This is a genomic window from Levilactobacillus tongjiangensis, from assembly GCF_003946345.1.
GTDB classification, from domain to species: domain Bacteria; phylum Bacillota; class Bacilli; order Lactobacillales; family Lactobacillaceae; genus Levilactobacillus; species Levilactobacillus tongjiangensis.
In genome coordinates this window covers 62,747-87,377 of the sequence record NZ_RHNY01000012.1, presented here as the reverse complement: position 1 = coordinate 87,377, position 24,631 = coordinate 62,747, and the positions used below count along the sequence as shown (strand labels likewise).

Sequence of the window (24,631 nt, the reverse complement as noted above, 5' to 3'; positions counted from 1 at the left end):
ATTGAGAATGTTTATTTTCACTTTAACGTGGTTATGGTTGAAAAATGGGATGCTGAATTCAGCATCCCATTTTTTATAAATCCAACATCATTTGAAGTTAAGAAACTATTAGTTGAACAAAAAAATTGTAATGAATCTCAGGAACAAACATTTTGTTACAATTTTAATTATGTGTAAGAATATTTTGAAAAGTGTTTGACTGAATCAAACTTAATCATTAATGAGAGAAGTGGTATATTGAAAACAGTTGATATTTTAGAGGCAGTTTTTGACAAAGGTGTTATAAGTAGTTTTTAATGAATAAATTAAGGGTGTGAATATGATATGGCAACAGAAATAAAAGGCGTCACTTTTTTTCAAAAAGGTTTAGTTTATGAGAAAGAACAATTTAGCAAAAGATTTGATTTTGCACCAGAAACTGGCAAGATGCTTAAGGACCACAAAATTTTTACCCGTTTTATGTCTGCAGATATCCGATTCAAATTGAATGAGAGACTTCATGTGGCCCGGAATGTGTCTGTAGAACCATACACTATTTTTGCTTCAGGGGGATATTTTTTTTCGATGGGCGCATTTAGTTATTCTCAAAGTAATTTACCAATTCATACGATTATTGGCCGGTATTCGGTGATTTCTGGTGCAGTGAGGGAAATGGGGCCTAACCATCCAATGAATCGCTTTACCTCGTCAATTCTGACCTACGACCCCCACAACGCTGCTCTCAATACATATAAAGAAGATTTCAACGCACATATTGAACCGGTTCGAAGTGATGTGACAAGGGAGTATCCAATCATCATCGGCAATGATGTCTGGATTGGAGAAAATGTGACCTTTTCTTCTAAGGGGATTGTGGTCAATGACGGTGCCGTCATTGGTGCTGATTCGGTAGTTACCAAAGACGTTCCACCATACGCAGTGGTAGTTGGTGTTCCAGCTCACGTGATTAAATATCGTTTTGACCCAGATACCATTAAAAGATTAATGGCATTGAAGTGGTGGCAATATGATTTTGGACAATTTACAAATATTAAAGTTGATGATCCAATCGACAAATTTTTGGACGAGGTTGAGAGCCTACAAGCAGCTGGTAAACTCAAGCCTTATGAACCTGAAATTGTGACGATGGCGGATTTTGACCGTTTAGAAGAAAAATAATTTGGTTACTTATAAAGAGAGGTTACTGATATCTGATCAGTAGCCTCTCTTTTAAGTACTTTTGATAGAGTAAAGACTAAAAAAACTAGTTGCTTTGGGGCTTTTTAGGGTCTTCCTCTTCAGTCTGAATGAAATCATCGATTCCGATTGGGGTGGGATTAAATGGTTGAATGTCACCCATGTCGATTAGGTGCTCCATTGAATGAATGAAATCTTCGATTTTGTCATCGCCACGAATGCCCTCGAAGTCAGCAAAGCCATATTGCCACCACTGAAGTTTTAATAGGTGTTGAATAATTTCAGGTGGGAATCGATATTTGAGAATTTTAGCGGGTACCCCGCCAACCACAGCGTACGGTGGGACATCTTTAGTGACTAACGCACCACCAGCAATGACGGCACCGTTGCCGACTGTAACACCTTTAGGAACAAAGGTAACGTTTTCGCCAATCCAAACATCATTCCCAATGGTAATCGGGCCACCATTTTTGACCTTGCTAGGAACATTTTGGAAGGATTTTCCCGCTTCCTCTAGGTAGTCCTGGTAGGCACTGTTATGCATATCATAGGTTAGCGTTGATGAGGTGAAACGATCGATTGGGTGGCTACCCTGCATTCGTCTAACTCCGCTAGCAATGGAGGAGTATCGACCAACGACAGTATTAAGTGGTAAATCATTATTACCTGTCAAGCTAAACGCACCCATGGAGAAAAAACGTCGGCCGCCAAGAAATAATGTATAAGGTTCTATTTGAGCATTTAGTGGAACTTCAATCAGAGAATCATATCTTAAACGGTGAGAGCCGTCTTTAATTATCCGTGTATAAATATGTTTCTCATTGAACATGTCTCGCAGTGACTGGTTAACCTTAAATTGCTTACGACGAGGCAAGTACATTGCTTCTAAACCATTCTGAGCAAAAGTAATGCCATTGATTTTTGATGTCATCCGGATGCTTCCTTTACGTTAAAGTTATTAGGTAGCAATACTAGCACTGTGAGATTACTCTTGCTGCCAGTTTATTTTTTATAATAACATTTTAAACTATTAAATAGCATTTGTCAGCAGCGAATACTAAGTTATAGGCTAACCAAGAAATATAAAAACCCCATGATTCGATATCTGTGCAAATAAATATTCTAAATAAAAAGATGAAATTGGGTAGAGAGTGCAATGCTCCCGTCCCAATTTCATCGTCAATTGCTTACAGCACATTTTCCCCATAAACCAATTTAACACCTAACGCATCAGCCACACTGGCTGCTTCATCAGCCGTCACATCAGCCGGTACGAGCACCACGCTATCTGCATCGGCCAAGCGTTTGCTGGCGATCCAGTCGGCTTCACGGTCGTCACTGAACTTACCCGTGCTCAGGACGCGGTCGACACCCTGACTACCCAACCAATCCAGTGCCGCACCGCGGTCCTGTGGTCGGATCTGATCGAAGGCCGTATCAAACGTCAACGTCATGCCACCAGCAGCGGCAATCAGCGTACTGAGGACTTCAACGTCCAACTGGTTCTGGTCGGTGAGGGCACCAAAGATGGCGCCGTCCGCTCCTAATTGTTGGGCTTCTAACAAGTCAGCCTCCATCATCTTGATTTCTACGCCGTTGTACGGTGATTTGCCACCCCGTGGCGCGATGATCAAGTCGAGGGCTACCTGGTGCTCATGAGCGTAACGTACGGCTTCACCCATGACGCCCTTGCTGACCGTGGTGCCACCAGCCGCCAAGTTATCAGCGAGGGCCACCCGTTTGGCACCCGCTCTAATAGCAGCGGGTAATTCAGTATAATTTTCTAGTAACGGTTCAACTAACAGCAAAATCGTCATCCTTTCTCTGGCCGCTTGCGATACAGCGGCGAACAGTATGGTACAATGTACGCACCATTTTATTTCTTTAGGGGTGAAACTATTGAAACCGGAATCTAAGCAGCATCGGTCGTGGTTCTGGAGCTGGGTCGTCAATAACCGCCTAGTTTCCATCCTGACAATCACGCTTCTTATTTTACTCATTTTACTTGTCCTAAGTAAAGTCCCATGGCTCGCAACCCCGTTTGTTTTGGTGGGACAGATTCTGGGACTACCGATTATTTTGGCCGGCGTGGGGTATTATCTCTTAAATCCCATGGTGGATTGGTTGGAAAAACGGGGGATTCACCGCAGTTGGTCCATCATTGGGCTCTTTATTTTGGTGGCCCTTTTGATTGCCTGGGGACTGCTCAGCCTGATTCCCATGATTCAGCGGCAAATGACGTCACTCATTACGGAGTGGCCGCACTACTGGCACCAGATTACGCAGACCAGTATGACCTGGCTGAAAGACGACCGGCTAGATGGCATTCGCAGCCAACTGGACCAATTCAACCAGCAACTTTCATCTAGTTCGTCGACCGCCATCTCCTCATTTGCCAAGAGTACGGTCAGCTCGGTAGGGGGAATCGTGAGTCGCGTTGTCTCCGTGGTGGTTGCTGTGGTAACGGCACCATTTATCCTGTTCTATCTCCTGCGAGATGGTCACCAGTTGCCTGATTATCTGGCAAAAATCTTACCGGTTAAACGCCGGGCCTCCGTGGTTCAGCTTCTGCGCGAAATGAATCGGCAGGTCAGTAACTACGTCCGGGGTCAGTTGATTGTGGCGTTCATTGTGGCCATTCTCTTCTATCTTGGTTTCTTGATTGTTGGCCTGCGGTTTGCCTTACTCTTAGGCATTGTTGCCGGGGTACTGAATCTGATTCCGTATCTGGGGTCGTTCCTGGCCATGGTACCGGCAGTTGTAGTGGCTGCATTCATTTCACCCTGGATGTTGGTCAAGGTGCTCATCGTCTTTATTATTGAACAAACGTTAGAAGGGCGAATCATCTCGCCACTTGTGTTAGGAAGTTCCCTCAAGATTCACCCGTTGACCATTATCTTTATCCTGTTAATTGCAGGGAAAGCATTTGGGGTGCTCGGGGTCGTCTTGGGAATTCCAGGCTACGCCGTCATTCGAGTCGTTGCCACGGAAATCTTCCATTGGTATCAGAAATTTGCGGGTGGTTATGAAGAACCCGTTGTCGAACAAGGAGTCAGTGAAAATGAAGAAAATTGATCAAGCGACGGCTTTTCTAGCCGCTCGTCCCACACTATTTCGGTGTCCTGTCTGTCTAGAACCGTACGCCACGGTCGAGGGTCACAGCCTCATTTGTCCGAACGGCCACAACGTTGACCTTTCTAAGAAGGGGACACTGTATTTCATGCAGCGCGCAGTTGCCAGCGAATATGACAATGCCATGTTAGCTGCTCGCCGGCGGATGTTACAGGCTGGTTTGTTTAAGGGCATCACGGATGCCTTTGCGTCTAAGTTACCAGCAACGCCACAAACGATTTTGGACGTTGGCTGTGGGGAAGGGACGCCGTTAGACGACGTTCTCGCCCAACGTGATGGGCAGGACACGGCTGTTGGTTTCGACCTGTCTAAGCCAGGAATCAACCTCGCCACGCAGCTTGAGAACAACGCGTTCTTCTGTGTGGCGGACCTAGCCCAAATGCCATTCGCTGACAGCCAATTTACGGCGATTTTAGACCTATTCTCGCCGTCTGCCTATAATGAGTTCAACCGGGTCTTGGCGCCTGGAGGACAGCTCCTAAAGGTGATTCCTAACGCCGATTACTTAATTGAGTTGCGACAAGCTATCTTCCCAGCTGGCAGTACCCACGCGACCTACGATAATAGCAACGTCTTGAACTTGTTCCAGCAGCATTATCCAGATTCAAGTGTTGAACGGATCCGTTACCAGGTACCGGTCCCAGCTGAGCTATTCAGCGACCTGATGTTGATGACGCCCATGCACTGGGGAGCATCGGAAGACCGGTTGGCCGCAGTTAAGGCTGATCCGTTCCCAGAGATCACCGTGGACGTGACCCTCTTAACGGCACAAGGGATTTAGTAAAACGTTAAAAAATCTTATGTAAAGTTCTTGAACAGCTAACGGGGGAGTGTTATATTGACCTATGAGAAATCGTTTGGCGGTCGACATCAGTGAATAACTGTTAGCGGCTGACAAGTAGCACTTCACTAAAGTAGTTCCTCGCCGTGCCCACACCGAGGAACTGCTTTTTATTTTGTCCTTTTTTAGATGGGCGAGGGAATTGCGCGGCCCTTTTGACTTGATCCAGTGACAGGTTTTTTGTGGCAGGCAATTGCTAGCCTGACCTGGTCTATTTGAGGTTTTAGTTGAATAGGCATTAGGTTGAAATCAGCTAATGCTAGTGGTCAATGGCATAATTCGATAAAACTTTATTGTAAGAAGTCAGCAATTTAAAGCGGAGGCGGTCGGGGTGGGGGCCAGCAGTGAAAATGTCGTTAGCTAGCGTATTTTGCTAGGTTACGACATGGGCGAATTTGAAGACCCATGAGTTTACGGGTCTTCAAATCGAGCGAGAAGCCCGGTCTTTGGCTGAAGCGTCCCCACAGCTGGTCCCCACCCCGACCGCCGGAGCGCGATTCACAAAATCTGCCTTTACCCCCGTTACTCTCTTGTCAAAGCCCACTGAAAATGGCTATAATGATGGGACAGAACGAATGTTTGATAACAGAACGGAGAAGAGAATTTTATGGCAAACCATATTGCGTTATTTGAACCGCTATTTCCCGCTAATACGGGAAACATTGCCCGGACCTGTGCCGGGACGGATACGATTTTAGACTTAATCAAACCCCTGGGTTTTTCCGTCGACGACGCCCACTTAAAACGGGCCGGCTTGGACTATTGGGACAAGGTTGACGTCCGGTATCATGAGAATCTCCCTGCCTTTTTAGACACGATTCCAGAGCCAACGCAACTCTACCTGGTCTCCAAGTTTGCTGACCAAGATTACACGGAACCGGACTATAGTGTGAACGAGAATGATCACTACTTCCTATTTGGGAAGGAAACCACGGGGTTGCCAGAACCATTCATGCGGCAACACAGTGAAAAGTGCATTCGGATTCCGCAAGACGACACACACATTCGGGCTCTCAACCTGTCCAACAGTGCCGCCATTGTGATTTACGAAGTCATGCGCCAACAGGCTTTTCCTAATTTGGAACGGGTGCACACTTATCCACACGATAAATTAAAATAAAAATTGAAAGGAGGCTCACCGTTGGCTACCAAACGAAAAACAACGCGCCGGAAAACGACGAAGCGCCAGCCAACGAAACGCCGAAAAACTTCGGCTAAAAAGCAGCCGTTTCTATATACCGCTAACGTAATTGGGTTAGTTTTGATTGCCCTAGCAGCTTTAGGACTGTTTAACTTGGGCTTACTGGGCACGCTCTTTGCAAACCTAGTCCGCTTGACTGTGGGGGACACCTATCAGTTTGGGCTCATCGTGGTGGCCGCTTTGGGGGCTACCCTCACCGTAACGGGAGAATTACCGCGACTAGCACGTCATTACTGGTTGGGAAGTGGGTTGATCTACGGTGGTTGGTTGCTATGGATCTCCGCCAACCACTTTTTACAGGTGGATCAACACAGTCAATTTATCAGTACAATTTGGCATGACGGTCTGTCTGATCTTTGGACCGGTGGTCTGACTGCCCAACTGGGTGGTGGGGTCATTGGGGCCGTTGAGCTGAGCATTGTGGCTTGGCTGATTGCCCTAGTGGGCTCCCAGATTGCTGCCTGGTTGGTGATGGCTGGTGGGGTAATCGTCTTTTTCCAGATTCCCTTCAGTACGATTCAATCCTGGTTGCAGACTACTTGGGCAGCGCTTCATCGGGGTGCTCAGGCCAGCGGCGTGGCGCTGAAACGGGGCGGAGAAAAGGTTCAGGAACACCGCAATCAACGGGCCAAATCTCGACCGGCCGCCGTCACAACTAATGACAAACCGGCCCCGAGTTTCCCCGCAGATCCGAACGACAAGGACTTGCCGGAACCCCATGCTAAAACTAAAGATGAACCAAGCTACCACATTACCGTGGCAGCCAATGAAAATTCTAAGCCGGCGCCAACTCATGAACCAGATGAGACGGCGGATACGACTGCTGAAGCTTTGGCTAGCAGCACGCCGGTCGATCCTAACTATCAGTTGCCAACGGCCGACCTGTTGAAACAGGTACCACCGACCGACCAGACCGAGGAAGTTAACGCCATTGATGCCAACACTAAGATTTTAAAGCAGACGTTGGACAGCTTTGGGGTGGACGCCGAGGTCAAGAATGTTAGCCTGGGACCGTCCGTGACCGAGTACGAATTGCACCCGGCTATTGGGGTTAAAGTCTCCCGCATTGTTAATTTGGCGGATGACCTGGCTTTGGCTCTGGCAGCTAAGGGGATTCGGATTCAAGCACCAATTCCTGGAAAGCCTTTGATTGGTATCGAAGTCCCAAATAAGGAAGTTTCAACGGTTTCCTTTAGAGACGTGGTTGAAGCACAACCGGCTCACCCCAACAAACCGTTGGAGGTTCCGTTAGGGCGTAACGTGACTGGTCAAGTGGTGACTATGGATCTCACGAAGATGCCGCACCTGCTGATTGCTGGGGCGACGGGGAGTGGTAAATCTGTGGCGATCAATGGCATCATTACTAGCATGTTGATGAACGCACGGCCAGACCAGTTGAAGTTGATGCTGATTGACCCCAAGAAGGTGGAATTGAGCGTTTACAATGGGATTCCACACTTATTAACGCCAGTAGTGTCTGAGCCGAAGAAAGCGGCACGAGCTTTACACAAGGTCGTGGCTGAAATGGAACGACGCTACGAACTCTTCTCACAATTTGGCCAACGGAAGATCTCCGGGTATAACGCCTTTGTTCAAAAGGCGAATGCCGAGGACGACCAGGCGTGGCCAACGCTGCCTTACATTGTGGTGGTCGTGGACGAACTGGCTGATTTGATGATGACGGTCTCGAATGAGGTTGAAGACGCCATTATTCGGCTGGCTCAAATGGGTCGGGCGGCAGGAGTTCACATGATTCTGGCTACGCAACGGCCTTCCGTGGATGTCATTACCGGCCTGATCAAGGCCAACGTGCCGTCCCGAATTGCCTTTGCCGTTTCTAGTGGGATCGACTCCCGAACTATTTTGGACGCGAACGGTGCCGAAAAATTGCTCGGCCGAGGAGATATGCTTTTCCAACCAGTCGATGCCAACTCACCGGTCCGGGTCCAAGGGGCCTTTATTCCGGATGACGATGTGGCTAACGTGGTTGATTTCATCAAGCAACAACAGTCCGCGGATTACGACGAGGACATGATGGTAACTGATGAGGAAATGCAACAGGAGGATGCTGGTGATAGCGATGATGAGCTGTTTGACGACGCCCTGAAATTTGTGGTCGAGCAACAGAAGGCTAGCACGTCTTTACTGCAACGGCGTTTCCGTATTGGTTACAACCGGGCTGCCCGCATGATGGATGACCTGGAACAGCGAGGCTACATCGGGCCCCAAGAGGGCAGTAAGCCACGTCAGGTTTACAAGCAGCCAGATAGCAATGCTGACCAATCTCAGAACGATTAACAATAACTTTACAAAATCTCTCCCACACCGCCACTATCTTTGGTTGGTGCTACTCAACGCGTTAAGCTATGGGTGAATGGGGGAGATTTTTTTGATTGAGTGGGGCACTGTGTCTGATACAACAAGGGTTGGGTGTTGGGGGTTAGTTGGACAAAGTGGAAAATTGCCGCCTTACCGTTCGCCAAATTTGAACTGGAACACGGTGGGAAGGACGGGACAAGCCAAAAGGCGGTCTTGCCCCTCGCTTGAAGCCGCAAATCACGTCTTCAAGTCGCCATTTTCAAGAAAATCACTTGAAAATCCTACGGCTGAGTTCAAGTTTCTATTTGAAGTCTGTCGTAAAAAGGCGTCGGTGGTCTATATATTTAGTAAGTATCTTAACCAACGTCTTGGACAATTATGGGTGCGTCACACCGATTTAGGTGATGAATAATTAGTAGCTTTGTATAAGATAAATCCACACAAAAAAGACGTCAACCGTTCATCAAGAACAGCTGACGTCTTTTAAATCATAATTTACTGCATCAGTGACGCAACGGCACCAAAGATTAAGGAGCCAATGGTTGCGATGATCATAATCCAAACAAATACGTTTGTAATTTTTTGAAATGTTGATTTTTTCTTTTTTTCCATACGGGGATAGCCACCTCTTTGCGTGCATTCTACTCAATTAGTTTACCGTGGCAAGGGGAGAATTGCAACCGGCTAGTGTAACTTGTCAACTGCTTGTCACAAATATGATTGAACTGCTCATACCCATGATGGATTAACCGCTTTTGGAACAATACTAATCAGAATTATTCCGTCATCAGTTGGCAGGAACGCCGCCCGGTGGGGCAGACCTGGGGCCAAAAAGTGGTCCCCAGGGCGCTTTGAAGCCTCAAACCCCGAGTCTTCAAAGTCGGCCGTCCTCTAAGTCTGGGAAGCCCGTCCAGTCTAAGAGGACCGACACGGGGTTCTGTTTCTGCCAACTGATGACTACCTTTGTTTGAAACAATTGTGTGGAGGTGACAGCTTCTAAGAATAGAAGAGTATCGTGCATCATAGATGCCGGGCTAGTCTATTAAGACTCAGTTATGGTAGGGTACAAGTTCATGTTTGAAGGCAGATTAGCTGGAGGATTTTGTGTCAACACAATCTGCTACGCTAAGCAATCATGGTTAAGTAGGAGTGATTATGTGTGCCTAATCCCGTAGAATCGTTTAATCCCACCCCTGGCAGCCGGAGGCGGCCGTACTAGTTTTTAAGTGCAAGACAGAATTGCAACTCCCAAAAGAAATCTCTATAATTAGAAAAAACGAGTTATTAGGGGGAAGTTAAATGGCGTTTTGGGACTCACCCGTTGCCCAACTAGCGATTTTAGCAGTGGGCTGGCTGCTGATTCGGCTGGTGAAGCGGGTATTTGGCAAACACTGGCCAGCACAAGTGAATACGTGGGACCTGATGACGCCGTTACTACTGCTATGTTCACTGCTCCTGATTCCGCACGGGGCGGGGGCTTTATTACCCTGGCTGGTGATCGGCTGGATGGCAATTGGCATCATGGTGACACTTATTCAGGCAATTCACAACAAAGAGTTGCTTTATCCCACATTTTTTCGAACATTTTGGCGGCTGACAGATCTTTATTGGATTATCGGATTCGTGGTCTGTTTCATTGTGGCTATCAGCTGATTTTATGCATAAATATTAATTATTTTGACTTTTGACTCATTTTTAGTAAGCGCTGTGAAGGCCGTTAAGCCGTGGTGAACACTTGTTCGCCACGGCTTTTTTGGTCTTTGTGGGGAAATTTATAAAAATTCGGAAACGTTGTGGTAGAAAGTGGGGGCATGTGGTAAACTTGGTGATAGTTACAAATGGGAGTGATTGGCTATGTTTATGGGCGAATTTGAACACGCAATTGACACCAAAGGCCGGTTAATCATTCCCGCCAAATTTCGAGACCAACTGGGCGACCAGTTTGTGGTTACTCGGGGGATGGATGGTTGTTTATTCGGCTACCCGATGACCGAGTGGTCTGCCTTGCAAGAAAAATTGAAAGCCTTGCCAGTTAATAAGAAGGATGCCCGGGCCTTTGTCCGGTTCTTCTATTCCGCAGCGACCGAATGTGAGCTCGACAAACAGGGAAGAATCAATTTACCTAAGTCATTACGGGACCACGCAGCGTTAGTTAAACAGTGCGTGATTGTCGGGGTGGCTAACCGGTTTGAAATTTGGAGCGCAGAGCGGTGGCAGGACTTTTCCACCTCAGCAGAAGAAGATTTCGATGATATTGCCGAAAATTTGATTGATTTTGGGATGTAGAACCAGGAAAGGAGAGTGTTCATGGAGGACTTTCATCACGTTACAGTTTTACTTAAAGAGGCGGTCGCTGGCTTGAATATCGACCCCACGGGAGTCTACGTTGATTGCACTCTCGGCGGTGGTGGTCATAGCCAACGCATCCTGGAACAGCTGACAACTGGTCACCTGTACGCGTTTGACCAGGATCAGACCGCAATTACGTATAACGAGGAACATTTAAAAAAGTACTTAGACGAAGGCAAGTTAACTTTTATCAAGAGTAACTTTCGCCAAATTAAAGAAGAACTTGCACAACGGGGGATTACCAAGGTCGACGGTATTCTGTATGACTTAGGGGTCTCCTCACCACAGTTCGACGAAGCCGACCGCGGGTTTAGTTACCAGCACGACGCCCCGTTGGACATGCGGATGGATCAAAGCCAAAAGCTCACGGCGTGGATTGTGGTCAACGAGTGGGAATTCAACGACTTGATGCGGATTTTCCACCGCTATGGCGAAGAGAAATTTGCGAAGCCAATTGCCCGGGCCATTGAACGGCACCGCGCTACGGCCCCCATCGACACGACGGGCCAGTTAGTTGAGATCATCAAGGAAGGGATTCCCGCAGCCGCTCGTCGGCACGGTGGTCATCCCGCTAAGAAGGTTTTCCAAGCCATTCGAATCGCCGTTAACGACGAGCTAGGGGCTTTGGAAGATTCCTTGGAACAAGCTGTTTCCCTGATCGATCTGAACGGGCGAATCAGCGTCATTACTTTCCAGTCCCTAGAGGATCGGCTGGTTAAGACCATGTTCCGTGAACAATCGTCCTTACCGGAACTTCCGCACGGGATTCCTGTAATTCCTGACAATCTACAACCGGATTACAAGTTAGTTAATCGCAAACCAATTCTTCCCTCAGAGGAGGAATTGGCGGAGAATCACCGGGCACATAGTGCAAAGCTACGAATTTTAGAAAAAATTAAGTAGTTAAACCAAACAATAAATATCGACATAGGAAGATGATTATTTATGGCGCAAAATAGTTTAGCTGAAGCCGTTCCACTCACGCAGGAACCCCAACAACGCCCAAACATAGAACAACCGCAGCGGCGGGCTCAACCGCAAAGTGCGCCCCAACAAAATCCACGGGGCAACAAGCTGCCGGTTTCTAAATTCGAAAAATGCTTAATGACCGTCCTGGGCCTCATGCTGGCGTGCATGATGGTACTGGTCGTGTCTTCAAAGATTTCTCTCTCCAATGCGCAACACAACTTACAAAGTGTTAACAGCCAAGTGACCACTTATCAAAACCACAACACAAACGACCAGCAACAAATAAATGAGTTGCAGAGTCGGAGTCGGCTTGATAAAATTGCCAAAAAACAAGGTCTCAATTTAGAAAATGCTAGAATAAGGAATGTTAACAGATAATGAAAGATTCCCAAGAGCGACAAACGATAAATAAGCAACCACGCAGAAACCGGAAGCATTTTGGCCAGTTTCTGTTTTTCATTTTCCTTTTGGTGTTTGTGATCATCGTTGGTCGCTTTTCGTATATCGCCATCGGCAAACGGGTGCAGAACGTTAATTTGAGCGCGCAAGCCCAGAAGCTATATACGGCCAACGAGACCCTCAAGGCTAAACGGGGGACTATTTACGATGCTAACGGTCAGGCCATTGCCGAGGATACCAGTGTATATTCGATCTACGTGGTGCTGGACAAGCGCCAGGTGGGGTTAAACGGTCAGAAACTGTACGCCACCAACAAAGAAAAAATGGCAACGGTATTGTCAAAGTACCTGACTATCAGTCGGAAAAAGGTGTTAGCTACGTTGAATCCTAGCCAGGGCCATCCGTTCCAGGTTGAATTTGGGACCGCGGGTCAAAACATTTCGTTGACGACTAAGCAGAAGATTCAAAAGGCTCACCTGACCGGGGTCAACTTCGTCCAACAAGAGGCCCGTCTCTATCCTAACGGCATCTTTGCCTCTCACTTGGTAGGGTTGGCTGAGCAAAAAACGGATAAGAATGGCCAGACGTCCTTAGTAGGGAGCATGGGGCTCGAGCAGGCGTTCAACAAGCAACTGACCGGGACTAATGGGTCGCAAAAGATTAAAAAAGATATGTACGGGTACCAATTACCCGGGACGAAGCAAAAGTACAAGAAGGCTAAGAATGGTGACAATGTGTACACCACGTTGGACACCCGCCTTCAGACCTTATTGGAAACCGAAATGAGTAGCGTTCAGGGTCAGATCAAGGCCAACTCGATGAACGCTGTGTTAATGAACGCTAAAACTGGGGCCATTCTGGCCGCTACGCAACGACCAACGTTCAATGCTTCCACCAAGGAAGGGTTGAACCAAATTTGGCGGAACACCTTGGTCCAGGATGCTTATGAGCCCGGCTCCACCATGAAGATCTTTACGCTGGCTTCCTCCATTGATAGTGGTCACTACAATGGGAACGCGACGTATCAATCTGGGAAATACGCTATCGGAAATCAAACTGTTCCTGACTGGAACACCTCCGGGTGGGGGACCATTACCTACAACAAGGGGTTTGCTCTCTCCAGTAACGTGGCCATGGCCCATCTGGAACAACAAATGGGTGCCAAGACCTGGAAGAAATACATTGATCGCTTTAAGTTCCTGAAGAGCACCAATTCGGGTTTGCCGGGTGAAATGTCCGGAAGCATCGCGTTCAAGCGACCAATTGAACAGGCTGATACGTCGTTTGGACAAGGGATTCAAGTTACCGTTTTCCAAATGCTACAAGGCTTAACGGCGGTCAGCAACAATGGTAAAATGATGAAGCCTTACGTGATCAGCAAGGTTACGGACCCGAATACCAACAAAACGGTCGCCAAGTACTCACCTAAGTCGGTTGGTCATCCCATTGCGTCATCAACGGCGCAGGCTGTTCGCAAGCACATGGAAGACGTCGTGTACAAGAGTTATGGTATCGGGAGTGACTACAAAATGAGTGGCGAGCGGGTGGCCGTTAAGACTGGTACCGCGCAGGTCAGTAATGGTTCCGGGTACCTTTCCGGAGACGATAACTACCTGTACTCCGTTGCCGCCATGGTCCCTGCCAGCAATCCCAAGTACGTGATGTACATCACCATGAAGCAACCTCATCTGGGCGGTAAGACCGCTTCGCAGCTACTAGCTTCGATCATGAAACCAGTTATGGCACGGGCTTTACAAGAAGACGTCCAGACCAAAACTAACAGTACCAGTAAGATGCCAGATGTCACTGGTCAGAGTGTGACCAAGGCAGCTGCCACCTTGAAGAAGGCTGGCGCGACCGTGACTACTTTAGGAACCGGTGGCAAGGTTCAAAAACAATCGGTTTCGACCGGAACAACGCTATATCAAGCTCAGCGCGTGTTCTTAACGACCGGTGGGACCGTTTCACTGCCAAGTTTGGTAGGCTGGTCCAAGGGTGATGTGGTAAAATTAGCTCAGATAGAAGGTTTGAAGCTAACTGTCTCCGGTGACGGTTACGTCACGAAGCAAAGCGTGAAGGCAGGAACCACGGTTGGTTCCGGTGCCACGCTGTCTGTAACGTTGAAACAAAATAAATGAGAATGAGGATTGAGTAAGAAAATGATGAATGTGATTCTGCCACTATTGGGTGGATTTATAATTACCGCGGCGTTTATGCCAGCACTGATTCGGTACTTCCGAGCCCGCCACGAAGGGCAAATGATTCGTGACGAAGGCCCGACCTGGCACGAAAAAAAGTCCGGAACACCCACGATGGGCGGTCTGTTATTCATCATCGCCATTGCTGTGATGACGCTAGCAACCAGCTGGCTGTTAGCACCACACCACGTTCTGTCGACTACTTGGATCTTGGTCTTCATCCTGGTCCTGTATGGGGCTTTGGGTGCGTGGGATGACAGTATCAAGCTGTTCCACCGTCAAAATGAAGGCCTCAAGGCTTGGCAAAAATTGCTCGGTCAAATCGTCGGGGCATTGATCCTATTTTGGGTCTACGCCCACGAACACCTCCCAATGGCGTTGCACGTTCCTGGGATCGGTAACTGGCACATGAGTGGCTGGTATGCCATCTTCATTATCATTTGGCTGGTTGGATTCAGTAACGCGGTCAACCTGTCCGATGGTTTGGATGGGCTGGTCAGCGGGTTAGCTAGCATTGCATTCTTGGCGTACGGGGTTGTTGCCTGGCACCAAATGCAACTGAATATTGCAATCTTTTGTTTTGCCGTAGTTGGCAGTCTGCTCGGCTTTCTCATCTTTAATCACAAACCAGCCAAAATCTTCATGGGTGACACGGGTTCCCTTGCTCTAGGTGGGGCCCTCGCCGCAGTGTCGATTTTGTTGCACCACGAATTATCTTTACTGTGGATTGGATTGGTCTTTGTGATTGAGACGGCGAGTGTTATTTTGCAAGTTGCCTCATTCAAGTTAACGGGCAAGCGGATTTTCCTGATGAGTCCAATTCATCACCACTTCGAAATGAAGGGGTGGAGTGAATGGAAGATTGATTTCACTTTCTGGGGAATTGGCTTAGTAACCGCGTTAAGTGGTGTGTGGGTCATCTTAGCAAAGTAACAGGTCTGACCGACTAATGGGCTAACTTGCTCGTTGACGGGTCAAGTTGGCCTTTTTGTTTGTCCTTTGGCCGGGTTACCGGTTGAAGTGGGGTCGACCGACTTAAAATTTATAAAATAATCAGAAATGAATGGAGAGCGAACGGTAATCATGAAGCAAATCACAACGTATACGGATAAAAAGGTATTAGTCCTCGGACTTGCCAAGAGTGGGGTCAATGCGGCCAAACTCTTGAAACGCTTGGGGGCTCAAGTGACCGTCAGCGACGTGAAGCCGTTGGCCGAAAATCAGGATGCGCAGGACTTGCAGGCAGCTGGTTTCACCGTTATTACGGGTGAACAAACCGCTGACCTCTTGGACGCTGGTTACGACCTCATGGTCAAAAACCCTGGGATCACTTACGACGTTCCCGCCGTTAAACGGGCTCAGGAGTTGAAGCTCCCGATTATCAGTGAAATGGAGCTGGCTAGTGAGGTGGCCGAGGCTGAACTGGTTGCCGTGACCGGGAGTAACGGGAAAACGACGACCACGACCATGGTTCAAAAGATGTTAGCGCATGACCGTCAGGCAGGTAAGTCGGTTTACGCCGGGAACATTGGCATCCCAGCCAGCAAGGTGGCCCAAGAAGTTACCGCTGACGATACCTTGGTCTTGGAGGTTTCCAGCTTTATGTTGGTGGGAACAACTGAATTCCATCCACACATCGCTGTCCTGACCAACGTCTTCTCCAATCATTTGGACTATCACAAGACGCGAGCTAACTATGTTGCCGCCAAAATGAAAATTACGGCTAACCAAACGGCCGAAGACTACTTTGTCATTAACTACGACACGCAGGAATGGCGTGATTTGAGTAAGCTGACGGCAGCCCAAGTGGTGCCATTCTCCCGGCAAGATGTCACGGAAGATGGGGCCTACGAAAAGGACGGCGACCTGTACTTTAAGGGTGAAAAAATCATGCCTGCCAGTGAGATCAAAGTGCCTGGCGACCACAACGTTGAAAACGCCCTGGCGGCCATCGCGGTAGCTAAGATCAAAGGTGTTAGCACGGCGGCTATCGTCGCTGTCCTGCGGTCTTTCGGTGGGGTTCGTCACCGGACACAATTTGTGTTAGAGGCTGAGGGCCGTCAATACTACAATGACTCCAAGGCAACGGACATGGAAGCCACCGAAATGGCTTTGAAGGGTTTCAAAGCGCCAGTTATTCTGTTAGCTGGTGGCTTGGATCGGGGATATACCTTTGAAAAGATGATTCCATCCTTCAAGGAACACGTCAAAGCAATTATTTTGTTTGGTCAGACAGCGAAGTTACTAGAAGATACGGCCAAGCAAGCTGGTATTAAAACGATTAAAATGACTGAGAACGTTGAAACTGCCGTTCCATTGGCTTACGACTTAAGTGATGAGGGTGATATCATTCTCCTGTCACCAGCCAACGCCAGCTGGGATCAATACCCGAACTTTGAAACGCGGGGCGACCTCTTTATTAAGGCCGTTGAGCAGCTCACTGGTCAGCAGGAGGAAAAGTAATGCGATTAATGGTATCGGGTGGCGGTACCGGGGGGCACATTTACCCGGCACTCGCTCTCATCAAGGCTTTAAAGAAACGCGACGCAAACGCTGAAGTCATGTACGTGGGGTCGGAACGAGGACTGGAAAGTTCCATCGTCCCAGCCAAGGGGATTCCGTTCAAATCCACTCGAATTCAAGGTTTCAAGCGCTCACTGTCGTTAGAAAACTTCAAGACGGTCTACTTGTTCTTGAAGAGCGTGCACGCCGCTAAGAAAATGATTCGAGAATTCAAGCCTGATGTTGTTGTGGGAACGGGGGGTTACGTTTCCGGAGCCGTGGTTTACGCCGCTGCTCGGTTACATGTGCCAACGTTGATCCATGAACAAAACAGCGTGGTCGGTGTAACCAACCGCTTCCTCAGTCGTTACGTTGACCGGATTGCGTACGTCTTTGATGCCGCCTTGGATCAACTGCCAGTCAACAAGATGGTTAAGACTGGGAATCCCCGGGCACAAGAGGCCGCTGAGGTCGTGAGTCACTTTAGCTGGTCTGAATACCAGTTGCAAGACGACGTCCCAACCTTATTGATCTTCGGGGGGTCCCAAGGGGCCCTGAAAATCAATTCAGCGACCGTCGCGGCAATTCCAGCGTTTAATGACCGTAAGTACCAGGTCGTCTTTGTCACGGGTCAGAAGCGCTATGATGGCGTTATGGACCAACTGAAGGATACGAAGATTGCAGCCAATGTGGTGGTTAAACCCTATATTCCGAACATGCCTGAGGTCTTACCAAAGGTGGCCGCTATTGTTGGACGGGCTGGCGCAACTAGCTTGGCGGAAATCACGGCGGACGGGATTCCTTCAATTTTGATTCCTAGTCCGTACGTGACGGCCGACCACCAAACCAAGAATGCCAAGTCCTTGGCCACGGTCGGTGCTGCCGAGATTATTACGGAAGCTGACTTGACTGGTGAGACGTTAGTTAAGAAGGCCGACCAACTGATGAACGACGACGCTTTACGTCAGGATATGGCAGCGGCCTCCAAGCAACTGGGGGTTCCTGATGCAGCTGATCGCGTCTTGGACGTGGTTCTCGAACTCAAGCGTGACTAGCACGCAAATCCAGTGAATGGGGGAGGTGTGCAGCCATGAAATTCCGGTTAAACCGTGATGATTCTAAACAACAGCGTTCGATGACGCCGTGGGAAGAGTACCAAGTCCAGGCGGAACGGAAGCGTAAGCAGGACCAGGCACCTAAGTGGGTGCACAGGGCCAAACGAATCGGGGATAAACTGCCCCGGTTAAAGCACCAGCGTAACCGCAAGCTCGTTCGCCGCATGACAATTTTGCTCACCACGTTTACCGTGGTGATTCTGGCCATGGTCTATCTGGTGTCACCGTTGAGTCATTTTAAGACGGTACGGGTGACTGGGGCCGATGTTCTGACGAGCAAGCAAGTTCAAAAAGCTGTGCGGGTGCGCCCCGGCGACTCCATTTACAACGTGGTGGGCCATCAACAGCAGCTTGCTCGGCGGGCAGTCCAACGGAATTCACGGTTAAAAACCGTTAAAATTCAGTTTTGGCAACCTAATCACGCGACAATTCGGGTAGTGGAGTACGCCACGGCAGGGTACGTGATGAAGCAGGACCGGTACTATGAAGTATTGGAGAACGGCATTGTGAGTCAACAGTCCGTGACCCAACCCAAGAGTGGCACACCAGTCTACGGGAGCTTTAAACGGACCCAGAAGCTGCACCGAATGATTCTGCAGTATGCAAAGTTAGATAATGAAATCAAAAGTAGTATCAGTGAGATTCAAGATTCCCCAACCAAAGACAACCCCAACCGCATCCATCTTTTCATGAATGACGGCAATGAGGTCTACGCTAGCATCCCGAGTTTTGCCAAGAAAATGGCCTATTATCCAAGCATTGCGGCCAAGATGAAACACAAGGGTGTGGTCAATTTGGAAGTGGGCGCTTACTCATACGCCTTTAAAAAATAATTTCATTTTGATTGCAGCAAAGAAAAAGCGTCATAAAGGCTTTTTTAACCCCTAGTAAATGTGGTAAACTGTAAAATAATTAGGGAAAAAGCGAATTCATGCAGTGTTATAGATAGATTAACTTAGGAGGTTCCTTTTTCTATGGATAATTCAGGGATGTACGTTGGCCTCGATATAGGAACCACCTCAATAAAAGTCATTGTTGCTGAGAATGTTAAAGGGCAAATGAACGTTATTGGTGTGGGAAACGAACGTTCGAACGGTGTTAGCCGCGGTGTCATCGTGGATATTGACAAAGCCGCTGAAGCAATTCAACGGGCCGTTCGGCAAGCCGAAGAGAAGGCCAGCATTGAAATTCACGATGTGATTGTGGGAATACCCGCAAATATGTTAAAAATTGAACCTTGCAGTGGCATGATTGCCATTGATGATCAGTCTCGGGAAATTACTGGCCGAGACGTACGGAACGTTGCCCAAGCGGCTTTGATTCAAAACTTGCCACCGGAACGTGAAGTGGTTGAGATCCTCGCCGACGAGTTTATCGTGGACGGTTTTGATGGTATCAAAGATCCTAGAGGCATGGTCGGGGTTCGCTTAGAACTTCGGGGGACGCTCTTTACTGGTCCCAAGACCATTATGCATAATACCCGCAAGGCCGTTGAACAAGCCGGCTTGAGCATTCGCGGGACGGTGATCAACCCAATGGCTCAAGGGATGATGGTCATGAACGATGGTGAACAAGACTTTGGGACTGTCCTGATCGATTTAGGTGGTGGCCAAGCGACCGCTGCTGTGATTCATGATCACCAACTCAAATACATTGACGTTGATCAAGAGGGTGGCCAATTCATCACGAAGGATATTTCGGTTGTGTTGAATACGTCACTAGATAGTGCGGAGAAGTTGAAGCGTGATTACGGTTACGCCGATTCCGCTCAGGCAAGTGACGAGGATGAATTTCCGGTCGACGTGGTCGGTCAGAGTCAGCCAACGCCCATTTCAGAAAAATACTTAGCAGAAATTGTCGAGGCCCGGTTGGACCAAATCTTTGGCCGTCTCCGGACGAACCTCGATAAGGTTCAGGCTCTCGAATTACCTGGGGGTATCGTTTTGACTGGTGGGGTGGCTGCCTTACCAGGAATCACTGAACTGGCAACTGCAGAATTCGATACTAACGTTCGGGTCTACGTGCCAGATCAAATGGGACTGCGCCACCCGTCATTTACGTTGGCGTTGGCCTTAGTGAAATACTTTGGGGGGCTGAGTGAGATTGATTTGCTCATCAAGAGTGCCTTGACGGGCTCCACCCAACTAGCCGATGAAACCGACGAGATTCGTCACCGTGAACAGGCTGAAGAGTCATCTGTAGCCAATCCGGCACGTTCGAGTCAGGGTAAGCAACCAAAACCAAAGAAGAAGAAAAATCGGACAGAAGGGTTCAAAAAATTCTTCAGCGACTTCTTCGACTAACGCGAGATGGAGGAATACACAAATGGAATACTCACTAGATTCTGCGCAAAATAATGGCGCAATCATTAAGGTGATCGGTGTTGGTGGCGGTGGTAACAACGCCGTTAACCGCATGATCGCTGAAGACGTCAAAGGTGTCGAATTTATCGTGGCCAACACGGATGTGCAGGCCCTGGAAGCCTCAAAGGCTGAAACTAAGATCCAACTCGGGCCGAAGCTGACCAAGGGTTTGGGTGCCGGTGCTAACCCTGAGGTTGGTGCCAAGGCTGCTGAAGAAAGCGAAGAAGCTATCACCGAAGCCTTAGAAGGCGCCGATATGGTCTTCGTGACTGCCGGCATGGGTGGTGGTACTGGTAACGGTGCTGCGCCAATCGTGGCTAAAATCGCTAAGGAAAGTGGCGCTTTGACCGTTGGAGTCGTCACGCGACCATTTAGTTTTGAAGGCCCACGGCGCGGTCGTTTTGCTGCCGAAGGGGTTGCAGAAATGAAGGAAAACGTGGATACGTTGATCGTCATTGCCAACAACCGCTTGTTAGAAATCGTGGACAAGAAGACGCCAATGATGGAAGCCTTCCAAGAAGCCGACAACGTGTTACGTCAAGGGGTTCAAGGGATCTCTGACCTGATTACGAGCCCTGGTTACGTTAACTTGGACTTCGCTGATGTGAAGACGGTTATGAAGGACCAAGGAGCTGCTTTGATGGGTATCGGTTCCGCTAACGGTGAAAACCGGACGGAAGATGCCACCAAGAAGGCCATTTCTTCACCATTGTTGGAAGTTTCCATCGATGGCGCCGAACAGGTTCTGTTGAACATTACCGGTGGACCAGACTTGTCCTTGTTTGAAGCCCAAGCTGCTTCACAAATCGTGTCTGACGCTGCTACCAGCGATGTCAACATCATCTTTGGGACGTCTATCGATGAAGACCTTGGCGATGAAGTTCGGGTCACGGTAATTGCTACCGGGATCGACAAGAAGAAGGAAGAACGCGAAGCTGCACAACACAGTCGGGTTGCTCGGCGTGAAGCTAGTCAACCACGGCAAGCCAGCCAATCGAATGAACCAGCTCAGGAAACTGAGAAGGATCCATTTGGAAACTGGGACATTCGCGAACCAGCTCACCGGCCAGCACCAGAAAGCCAAGCAACTGGGCATGATGAATTTGCCGGTGTTGATAAGCCTGATTTCAACATCTTTAACCCGAGCTCATCAACTGAGAGCTCAGCTAGTGATGATAACAAGGGCGAAGACACGCCACCATTCTTCAAGCGGCGGCGCAAGTAATTTCGTCAAAAAATTCGTTGTGAGAGGAGTGGCCAACCATGGCGGAGAAGTTTAGTCTTAGTAAGTTTTTCGGAATGAACGATGATTATGACGAAGACTATCAAGAGGACCCAACCCCGGTAGCTAAGCCAACATCAGCTGCCCCAAGTCGACCGAACGATAGTCGAAAGGTGGTTGCCATGCGGACAGCGAAACCAAATATCAGTCACATCGCCATCTGCGAACCGCGGATTTACTCAGATGCGAAGTCGATTGCCAAACAGCTTACTAACGGTGATGCCGTTCTGGTAAACTTTGCGCGGGTCGATGAAACGCAAGCACAGCGAATCGTGGATTTCCTGAACGGGACCGCGTTTGCCGTAGGCGGTGAGATCAAGCGCATCGGTGAACAGATTTTTCTGTGCACCCCTCATAATTTTGAGGTCAGCGGAGACGTCGCAGCTAACTTAGGAACGCAGTTTAAGCAGTAAAGGAGCGACGTTGTGCTAACACTTGTACTTTATCTTTTTAAAGCGCTGAACTGGGTCGTGTCGGCTTACATCTTACTGATTGTAATCTACGCGTTACTCAGCTGGCTACCGGGTGGTTATCAGTCGCGCATTGGCCAAATCATTGTGCGATTGGTGGAACCATTCTTGAAATACTTTAATTTTGTGGCGTTAGGACCGATCGGTTTTGGACCCGTTGTGGCCATCATCGTCTTATCGCTGGTGCAATACGGAATTCAGGCAATCGAAATGGTTGTCCTGCGCGTATTGTTCACTTAACCTGAAGGGAGAAACGACTGTGGATGAGAATGTCTTGCAGCATTTTCGGCCTGATGAGGGGCCGTTCATTGATGCAATCGGCGGCTGGATCCAGCAAGTTCAAGACGAATACCGTCCAGTTCTCACTCACTTTTTGAACCCCCGACAAGTTTACATTGCGACCACTCTGGCGCGACGTGCGGACATGCACGTGGCGTTTAGTGGGGGTCATGAACACGCTGAGATGCAGCGCGCACTATTTTACCCGGATTACTACGAACCGGCTGAGAAGGACTTTGAAGTCACTTTAATGCGAGTTGATTATCCCGTAAAATTTGCGACCCTTCATCACAGCCAAATTCTGGGAACGTTGTTAGGGGCCGGAATTGAACGAGAGATCTTGGGTGATATTCTGACGGATGGTGAGGTCTGGCAAGTCATTACCGAACGCTCTATGGCGGATTATTTGATTGGTCAGGTCGATCACATTGGTCGGGTAAAATCCCGGTTAGTGACGACGACCTGGGATACCTTGGTGGCACCGTTGAATGAGTGGGAATCTGAGGGCGCATCGCTCTCATCGCTGCGGTTGGACAACATCGTGGGGACGGGCTTCCATTTGTCACGGCACCGGGCCAAGGAACTGATTGAGGCTGGGCGTGTCAGATTGAACTGGGCGGAAACAATGAAGCCCGACTATGAATTAGACGTGGCCGATATTGTTTCCGTGCGTGGCTTCGGCCGAATCCGATTGGATGAAGTTGGTGGCCGCACCAAAAAGGAAAAAATTCGGGTCACCCTAGCGGTACTGAAGAAATAGATGCGGAGGGAACAGTGCGATGGTACTTAGTCCATTAGATATTCATAATAAAGAGTTTGGTACGAAGATGCGTGGTTACAACGTTGATGAGGTCAATGATTTCTTAGATCAGGTAATCAAGGATTACCAAATCACGTTGAATCACAACAAAGAATTAGAGGAACAACTGGATGCTGCGAACGGGAAACTCAAGTATTTCAATGACTTGAAGGATTCCTTGAACCAATCCATTCTGGTTGCTCAAGAGGCTGCTGACAAGGTCAAGGCCAACTCACAAAAGGAATCTGAAATTATTATCCGCGAAGCCCAAAAACAAAGCTCCGATATCGTTTCCGAAGCCACGAACAAGGGTAACCAGATTATGGCGGAAGCTTCCCAACGGGCCAAGAAGTTGGCGGTTGAGACCGATGACTTGAAGAAGAGTACCCGGGTCTTCCGGCAACGGCTCCAAGTTATGCTGGAAAGCCAGTTAGAAGTGGTTAAATCCAACGATTGGGATCGTTTGCTGAAGGAAGGCTCCATGTCCAGCTACGAAGAAATCAAGAAGGTCGTTGGTGACCGACTTGACAATGAAGCTGCCCAGGGCGTAAACTCAGTAGCATCGCAACCAGCCGAAGAAGCTCCGGTTGCGGAGGCACCTGTCACGGATTCCGGCGATGACAACGGCGAAACGGTTGTCATTTTCCCGGACAATGACCAACAACAATACGATAAAAACTAGATAAATACGGCCAGAGAAACGAGCCGATTAAAAAGATGGTACTAGCGAGTTAGCGATGGTGGAAGGCTAACAACCCGCTCTTTTTAACAGGTATCATTCTCCCAAGTTCCACAGCTGAACGCGTAGTAAGCTATGGCGGATCGCCCCGATAACGGCATCTGAGGGTAGGCAACGTCACCGTTGTCTGCCGAATTTGGGTGGTACCACGAACGACTTCGTCCCTTGCGACGGGTCGTTTTTTGTTTGTCTTGCGTTAAGGTAGTTGTGGTGTTGAAGATTTGGTTAGCTGAATTGGGCTAAACGGATTTTCATGGGGTGAAGTGGCTGGTTGTGAACAAGGTTTTATTGTCAGTAATCAAGCACAATATTCTGAGCCGGTTTAACACATGTAAACAAAGACGGGTGAAGAATATTGGGTGAGTGGTGAATGTTAGCCGAGAGGGAGCCAGCCAGGGGCTCAGCCGTGGAATTGCCTTATCACGGTGGTTTTCCGTGGTTAGGCAACGCCGGCTTGGGAGACCGTACTTTGGCTCCCAAACGCGCGCACAGCGTTCC

23 protein-coding genes are annotated in these 24,631 nt (G+C 48.6%); 20 read left to right on the top strand and 3 right to left on the bottom strand.

Annotated features, from left to right (window positions below; translation table 11 throughout):
- Positions 1-324: 324 nt before the first annotated feature.
- A complete protein-coding gene (locus EKM75_RS08560) occupies positions 325-1,158 on the top strand; it encodes a CatB-related O-acetyltransferase (protein ID WP_225426687.1) in 834 nt (277 codons plus the stop codon).
- Positions 1,159-1,243: 85 nt separating this feature from the next.
- Here EKM75_RS08560 and EKM75_RS08555 read toward each other — a convergent pair whose 3' ends face one another.
- The gene (locus EKM75_RS08555) at positions 1,244-2,107 is read right to left on the bottom strand and encodes a CatB-related O-acetyltransferase (RefSeq protein ID WP_125693768.1); all 864 of its coding nucleotides are present in this window, start codon (positions 2,105-2,107) and stop codon (positions 1,244-1,246) included.
- 256 nt (positions 2,108-2,363) lie between these two features.
- The gene (locus EKM75_RS08550) at positions 2,364-2,993 is read right to left on the bottom strand and encodes a copper homeostasis protein CutC (RefSeq protein ID WP_225426686.1); all 630 of its coding nucleotides are present in this window, start codon (positions 2,991-2,993) and stop codon (positions 2,364-2,366) included.
- A gap of 82 nt (positions 2,994-3,075) precedes the next feature.
- Here EKM75_RS08550 and EKM75_RS08545 point away from each other — a divergent pair, with 82 nt between their 5' ends.
- From EKM75_RS08545 to EKM75_RS08530, 4 genes are all read left to right on the top strand, one after another.
- A complete protein-coding gene (locus tag EKM75_RS08545) occupies positions 3,076-4,251 on the top strand; it encodes an AI-2E family transporter (RefSeq protein ID WP_125693763.1) in 1,176 nt (391 codons plus the stop codon).
- Positions 4,238-5,089, top strand: a complete 852-nt coding sequence (locus EKM75_RS08540; protein ID WP_125693761.1) for a methyltransferase domain-containing protein — start codon at positions 4,238-4,240, stop codon at positions 5,087-5,089. The genes EKM75_RS08545 and EKM75_RS08540 overlap by 14 nt, the downstream gene beginning before the upstream one ends.
- Positions 5,090-5,756: 667 nt before the next feature.
- Positions 5,757-6,269 carry a tRNA (cytidine(34)-2'-O)-methyltransferase gene (locus EKM75_RS08535; RefSeq protein ID WP_125693759.1) on the top strand — a complete coding sequence of 171 codons (513 nt, stop codon included), beginning with the start codon at positions 5,757-5,759 and terminating at the stop codon, positions 6,267-6,269.
- A 21-nt stretch (positions 6,270-6,290) separates the two neighbouring features.
- The gene (locus tag EKM75_RS08530; protein ID WP_125693757.1) at positions 6,291-8,648 is read left to right on the top strand and encodes a DNA translocase FtsK; all 2,358 of its coding nucleotides are present in this window, start codon (positions 6,291-6,293) and stop codon (positions 8,646-8,648) included.
- Between the two features lie 516 nt (positions 8,649-9,164).
- On the opposite strand, the gene EKM75_RS08525 is transcribed toward EKM75_RS08530, so the two are convergent.
- A complete protein-coding gene (locus tag EKM75_RS08525) occupies positions 9,165-9,281 on the bottom strand; it encodes a DUF4044 domain-containing protein (protein WP_125682660.1) in 117 nt (38 codons plus the stop codon).
- A 687-nt stretch (positions 9,282-9,968) separates the two neighbouring features.
- Between EKM75_RS08525 and EKM75_RS08520 the strand changes: the two genes are divergently transcribed.
- The 15 genes from EKM75_RS08520 (at position 9,969) to EKM75_RS08450 (ending at position 24,076) form a co-directional block, all read left to right on the top strand.
- Positions 9,969-10,322: a DUF3397 family protein gene (locus EKM75_RS08520; RefSeq protein WP_125693755.1), complete on the top strand. Its 354-nt coding sequence runs from the start codon at positions 9,969-9,971 to the stop codon at positions 10,320-10,322.
- Between the two features lie 201 nt (positions 10,323-10,523).
- Positions 10,524-10,955: a division/cell wall cluster transcriptional repressor MraZ gene (gene mraZ / locus EKM75_RS08515; protein WP_125682656.1), complete on the top strand. Its 432-nt coding sequence runs from the start codon at positions 10,524-10,526 to the stop codon at positions 10,953-10,955.
- Between the two features lie 21 nt (positions 10,956-10,976).
- Entirely contained in the window at positions 10,977-11,921 is a 945-nt protein-coding gene (rsmH, locus tag EKM75_RS08510; RefSeq protein WP_125682654.1) for a 16S rRNA (cytosine(1402)-N(4))-methyltransferase RsmH, read from the top strand.
- Positions 11,922-11,963: 42 nt separating this feature from the next.
- The gene (ftsL, locus tag EKM75_RS08505) at positions 11,964-12,365 is read left to right on the top strand and encodes a cell division protein FtsL (protein ID WP_125693753.1); all 402 of its coding nucleotides are present in this window, start codon (positions 11,964-11,966) and stop codon (positions 12,363-12,365) included.
- Positions 12,365-14,524, top strand: coding sequence for a penicillin-binding transpeptidase domain-containing protein (locus tag EKM75_RS08500; RefSeq protein ID WP_125693750.1), 2,160 nt, complete (start codon positions 12,365-12,367; stop codon positions 14,522-14,524). Before ftsL ends, EKM75_RS08500 begins: the two co-directional genes overlap by 1 nt.
- Before the next feature lie 21 nt (positions 14,525-14,545).
- Entirely contained in the window at positions 14,546-15,517 is a 972-nt protein-coding gene (gene mraY / locus EKM75_RS08495; protein WP_164508774.1) for a phospho-N-acetylmuramoyl-pentapeptide-transferase, read from the top strand.
- A gap of 150 nt (positions 15,518-15,667) precedes the next feature.
- Positions 15,668-17,047: a UDP-N-acetylmuramoyl-L-alanine--D-glutamate ligase gene (gene murD / locus EKM75_RS08490; RefSeq protein WP_125693748.1), complete on the top strand. Its 1,380-nt coding sequence runs from the start codon at positions 15,668-15,670 to the stop codon at positions 17,045-17,047.
- The gene (murG, locus tag EKM75_RS08485; protein ID WP_125682645.1) at positions 17,047-18,141 is read left to right on the top strand and encodes an undecaprenyldiphospho-muramoylpentapeptide beta-N-acetylglucosaminyltransferase; all 1,095 of its coding nucleotides are present in this window, start codon (positions 17,047-17,049) and stop codon (positions 18,139-18,141) included. The genes murD and murG overlap by 1 nt, the downstream gene beginning before the upstream one ends.
- Positions 18,142-18,176: 35 nt before the next feature.
- Entirely contained in the window at positions 18,177-19,034 is an 858-nt protein-coding gene (locus EKM75_RS08480) for a cell division protein FtsQ/DivIB (protein WP_125693746.1), read from the top strand.
- Between the two features lie 141 nt (positions 19,035-19,175).
- The gene (gene ftsA, locus EKM75_RS08475; RefSeq protein ID WP_125693744.1) at positions 19,176-20,504 is read left to right on the top strand and encodes a cell division protein FtsA; all 1,329 of its coding nucleotides are present in this window, start codon (positions 19,176-19,178) and stop codon (positions 20,502-20,504) included.
- Positions 20,505-20,526: 22 nt separating this feature from the next.
- Positions 20,527-21,789, top strand: a complete 1,263-nt coding sequence (ftsZ, locus tag EKM75_RS08470; RefSeq protein ID WP_125693743.1) for a cell division protein FtsZ — start codon at positions 20,527-20,529, stop codon at positions 21,787-21,789.
- A gap of 38 nt (positions 21,790-21,827) precedes the next feature.
- On the top strand, positions 21,828-22,259 hold the full coding sequence (locus tag EKM75_RS08465; RefSeq protein WP_125693741.1) for a cell division protein SepF: 432 nt from the start codon (positions 21,828-21,830) through the stop codon (positions 22,257-22,259).
- 12 nt (positions 22,260-22,271) lie between these two features.
- Positions 22,272-22,556 carry a YggT family protein gene (locus EKM75_RS08460; RefSeq protein WP_125693739.1) on the top strand — a complete coding sequence of 95 codons (285 nt, stop codon included), beginning with the start codon at positions 22,272-22,274 and terminating at the stop codon, positions 22,554-22,556.
- Between the two features lie 19 nt (positions 22,557-22,575).
- The gene (locus tag EKM75_RS08455) at positions 22,576-23,355 is read left to right on the top strand and encodes a YlmH family RNA-binding protein (RefSeq protein WP_125693737.1); all 780 of its coding nucleotides are present in this window, start codon (positions 22,576-22,578) and stop codon (positions 23,353-23,355) included.
- Between the two features lie 19 nt (positions 23,356-23,374).
- Positions 23,375-24,076, top strand: coding sequence for a DivIVA domain-containing protein (locus EKM75_RS08450; RefSeq protein WP_125693735.1), 702 nt, complete (start codon positions 23,375-23,377; stop codon positions 24,074-24,076).
- Positions 24,077-24,631 lie beyond the last annotated feature (555 nt).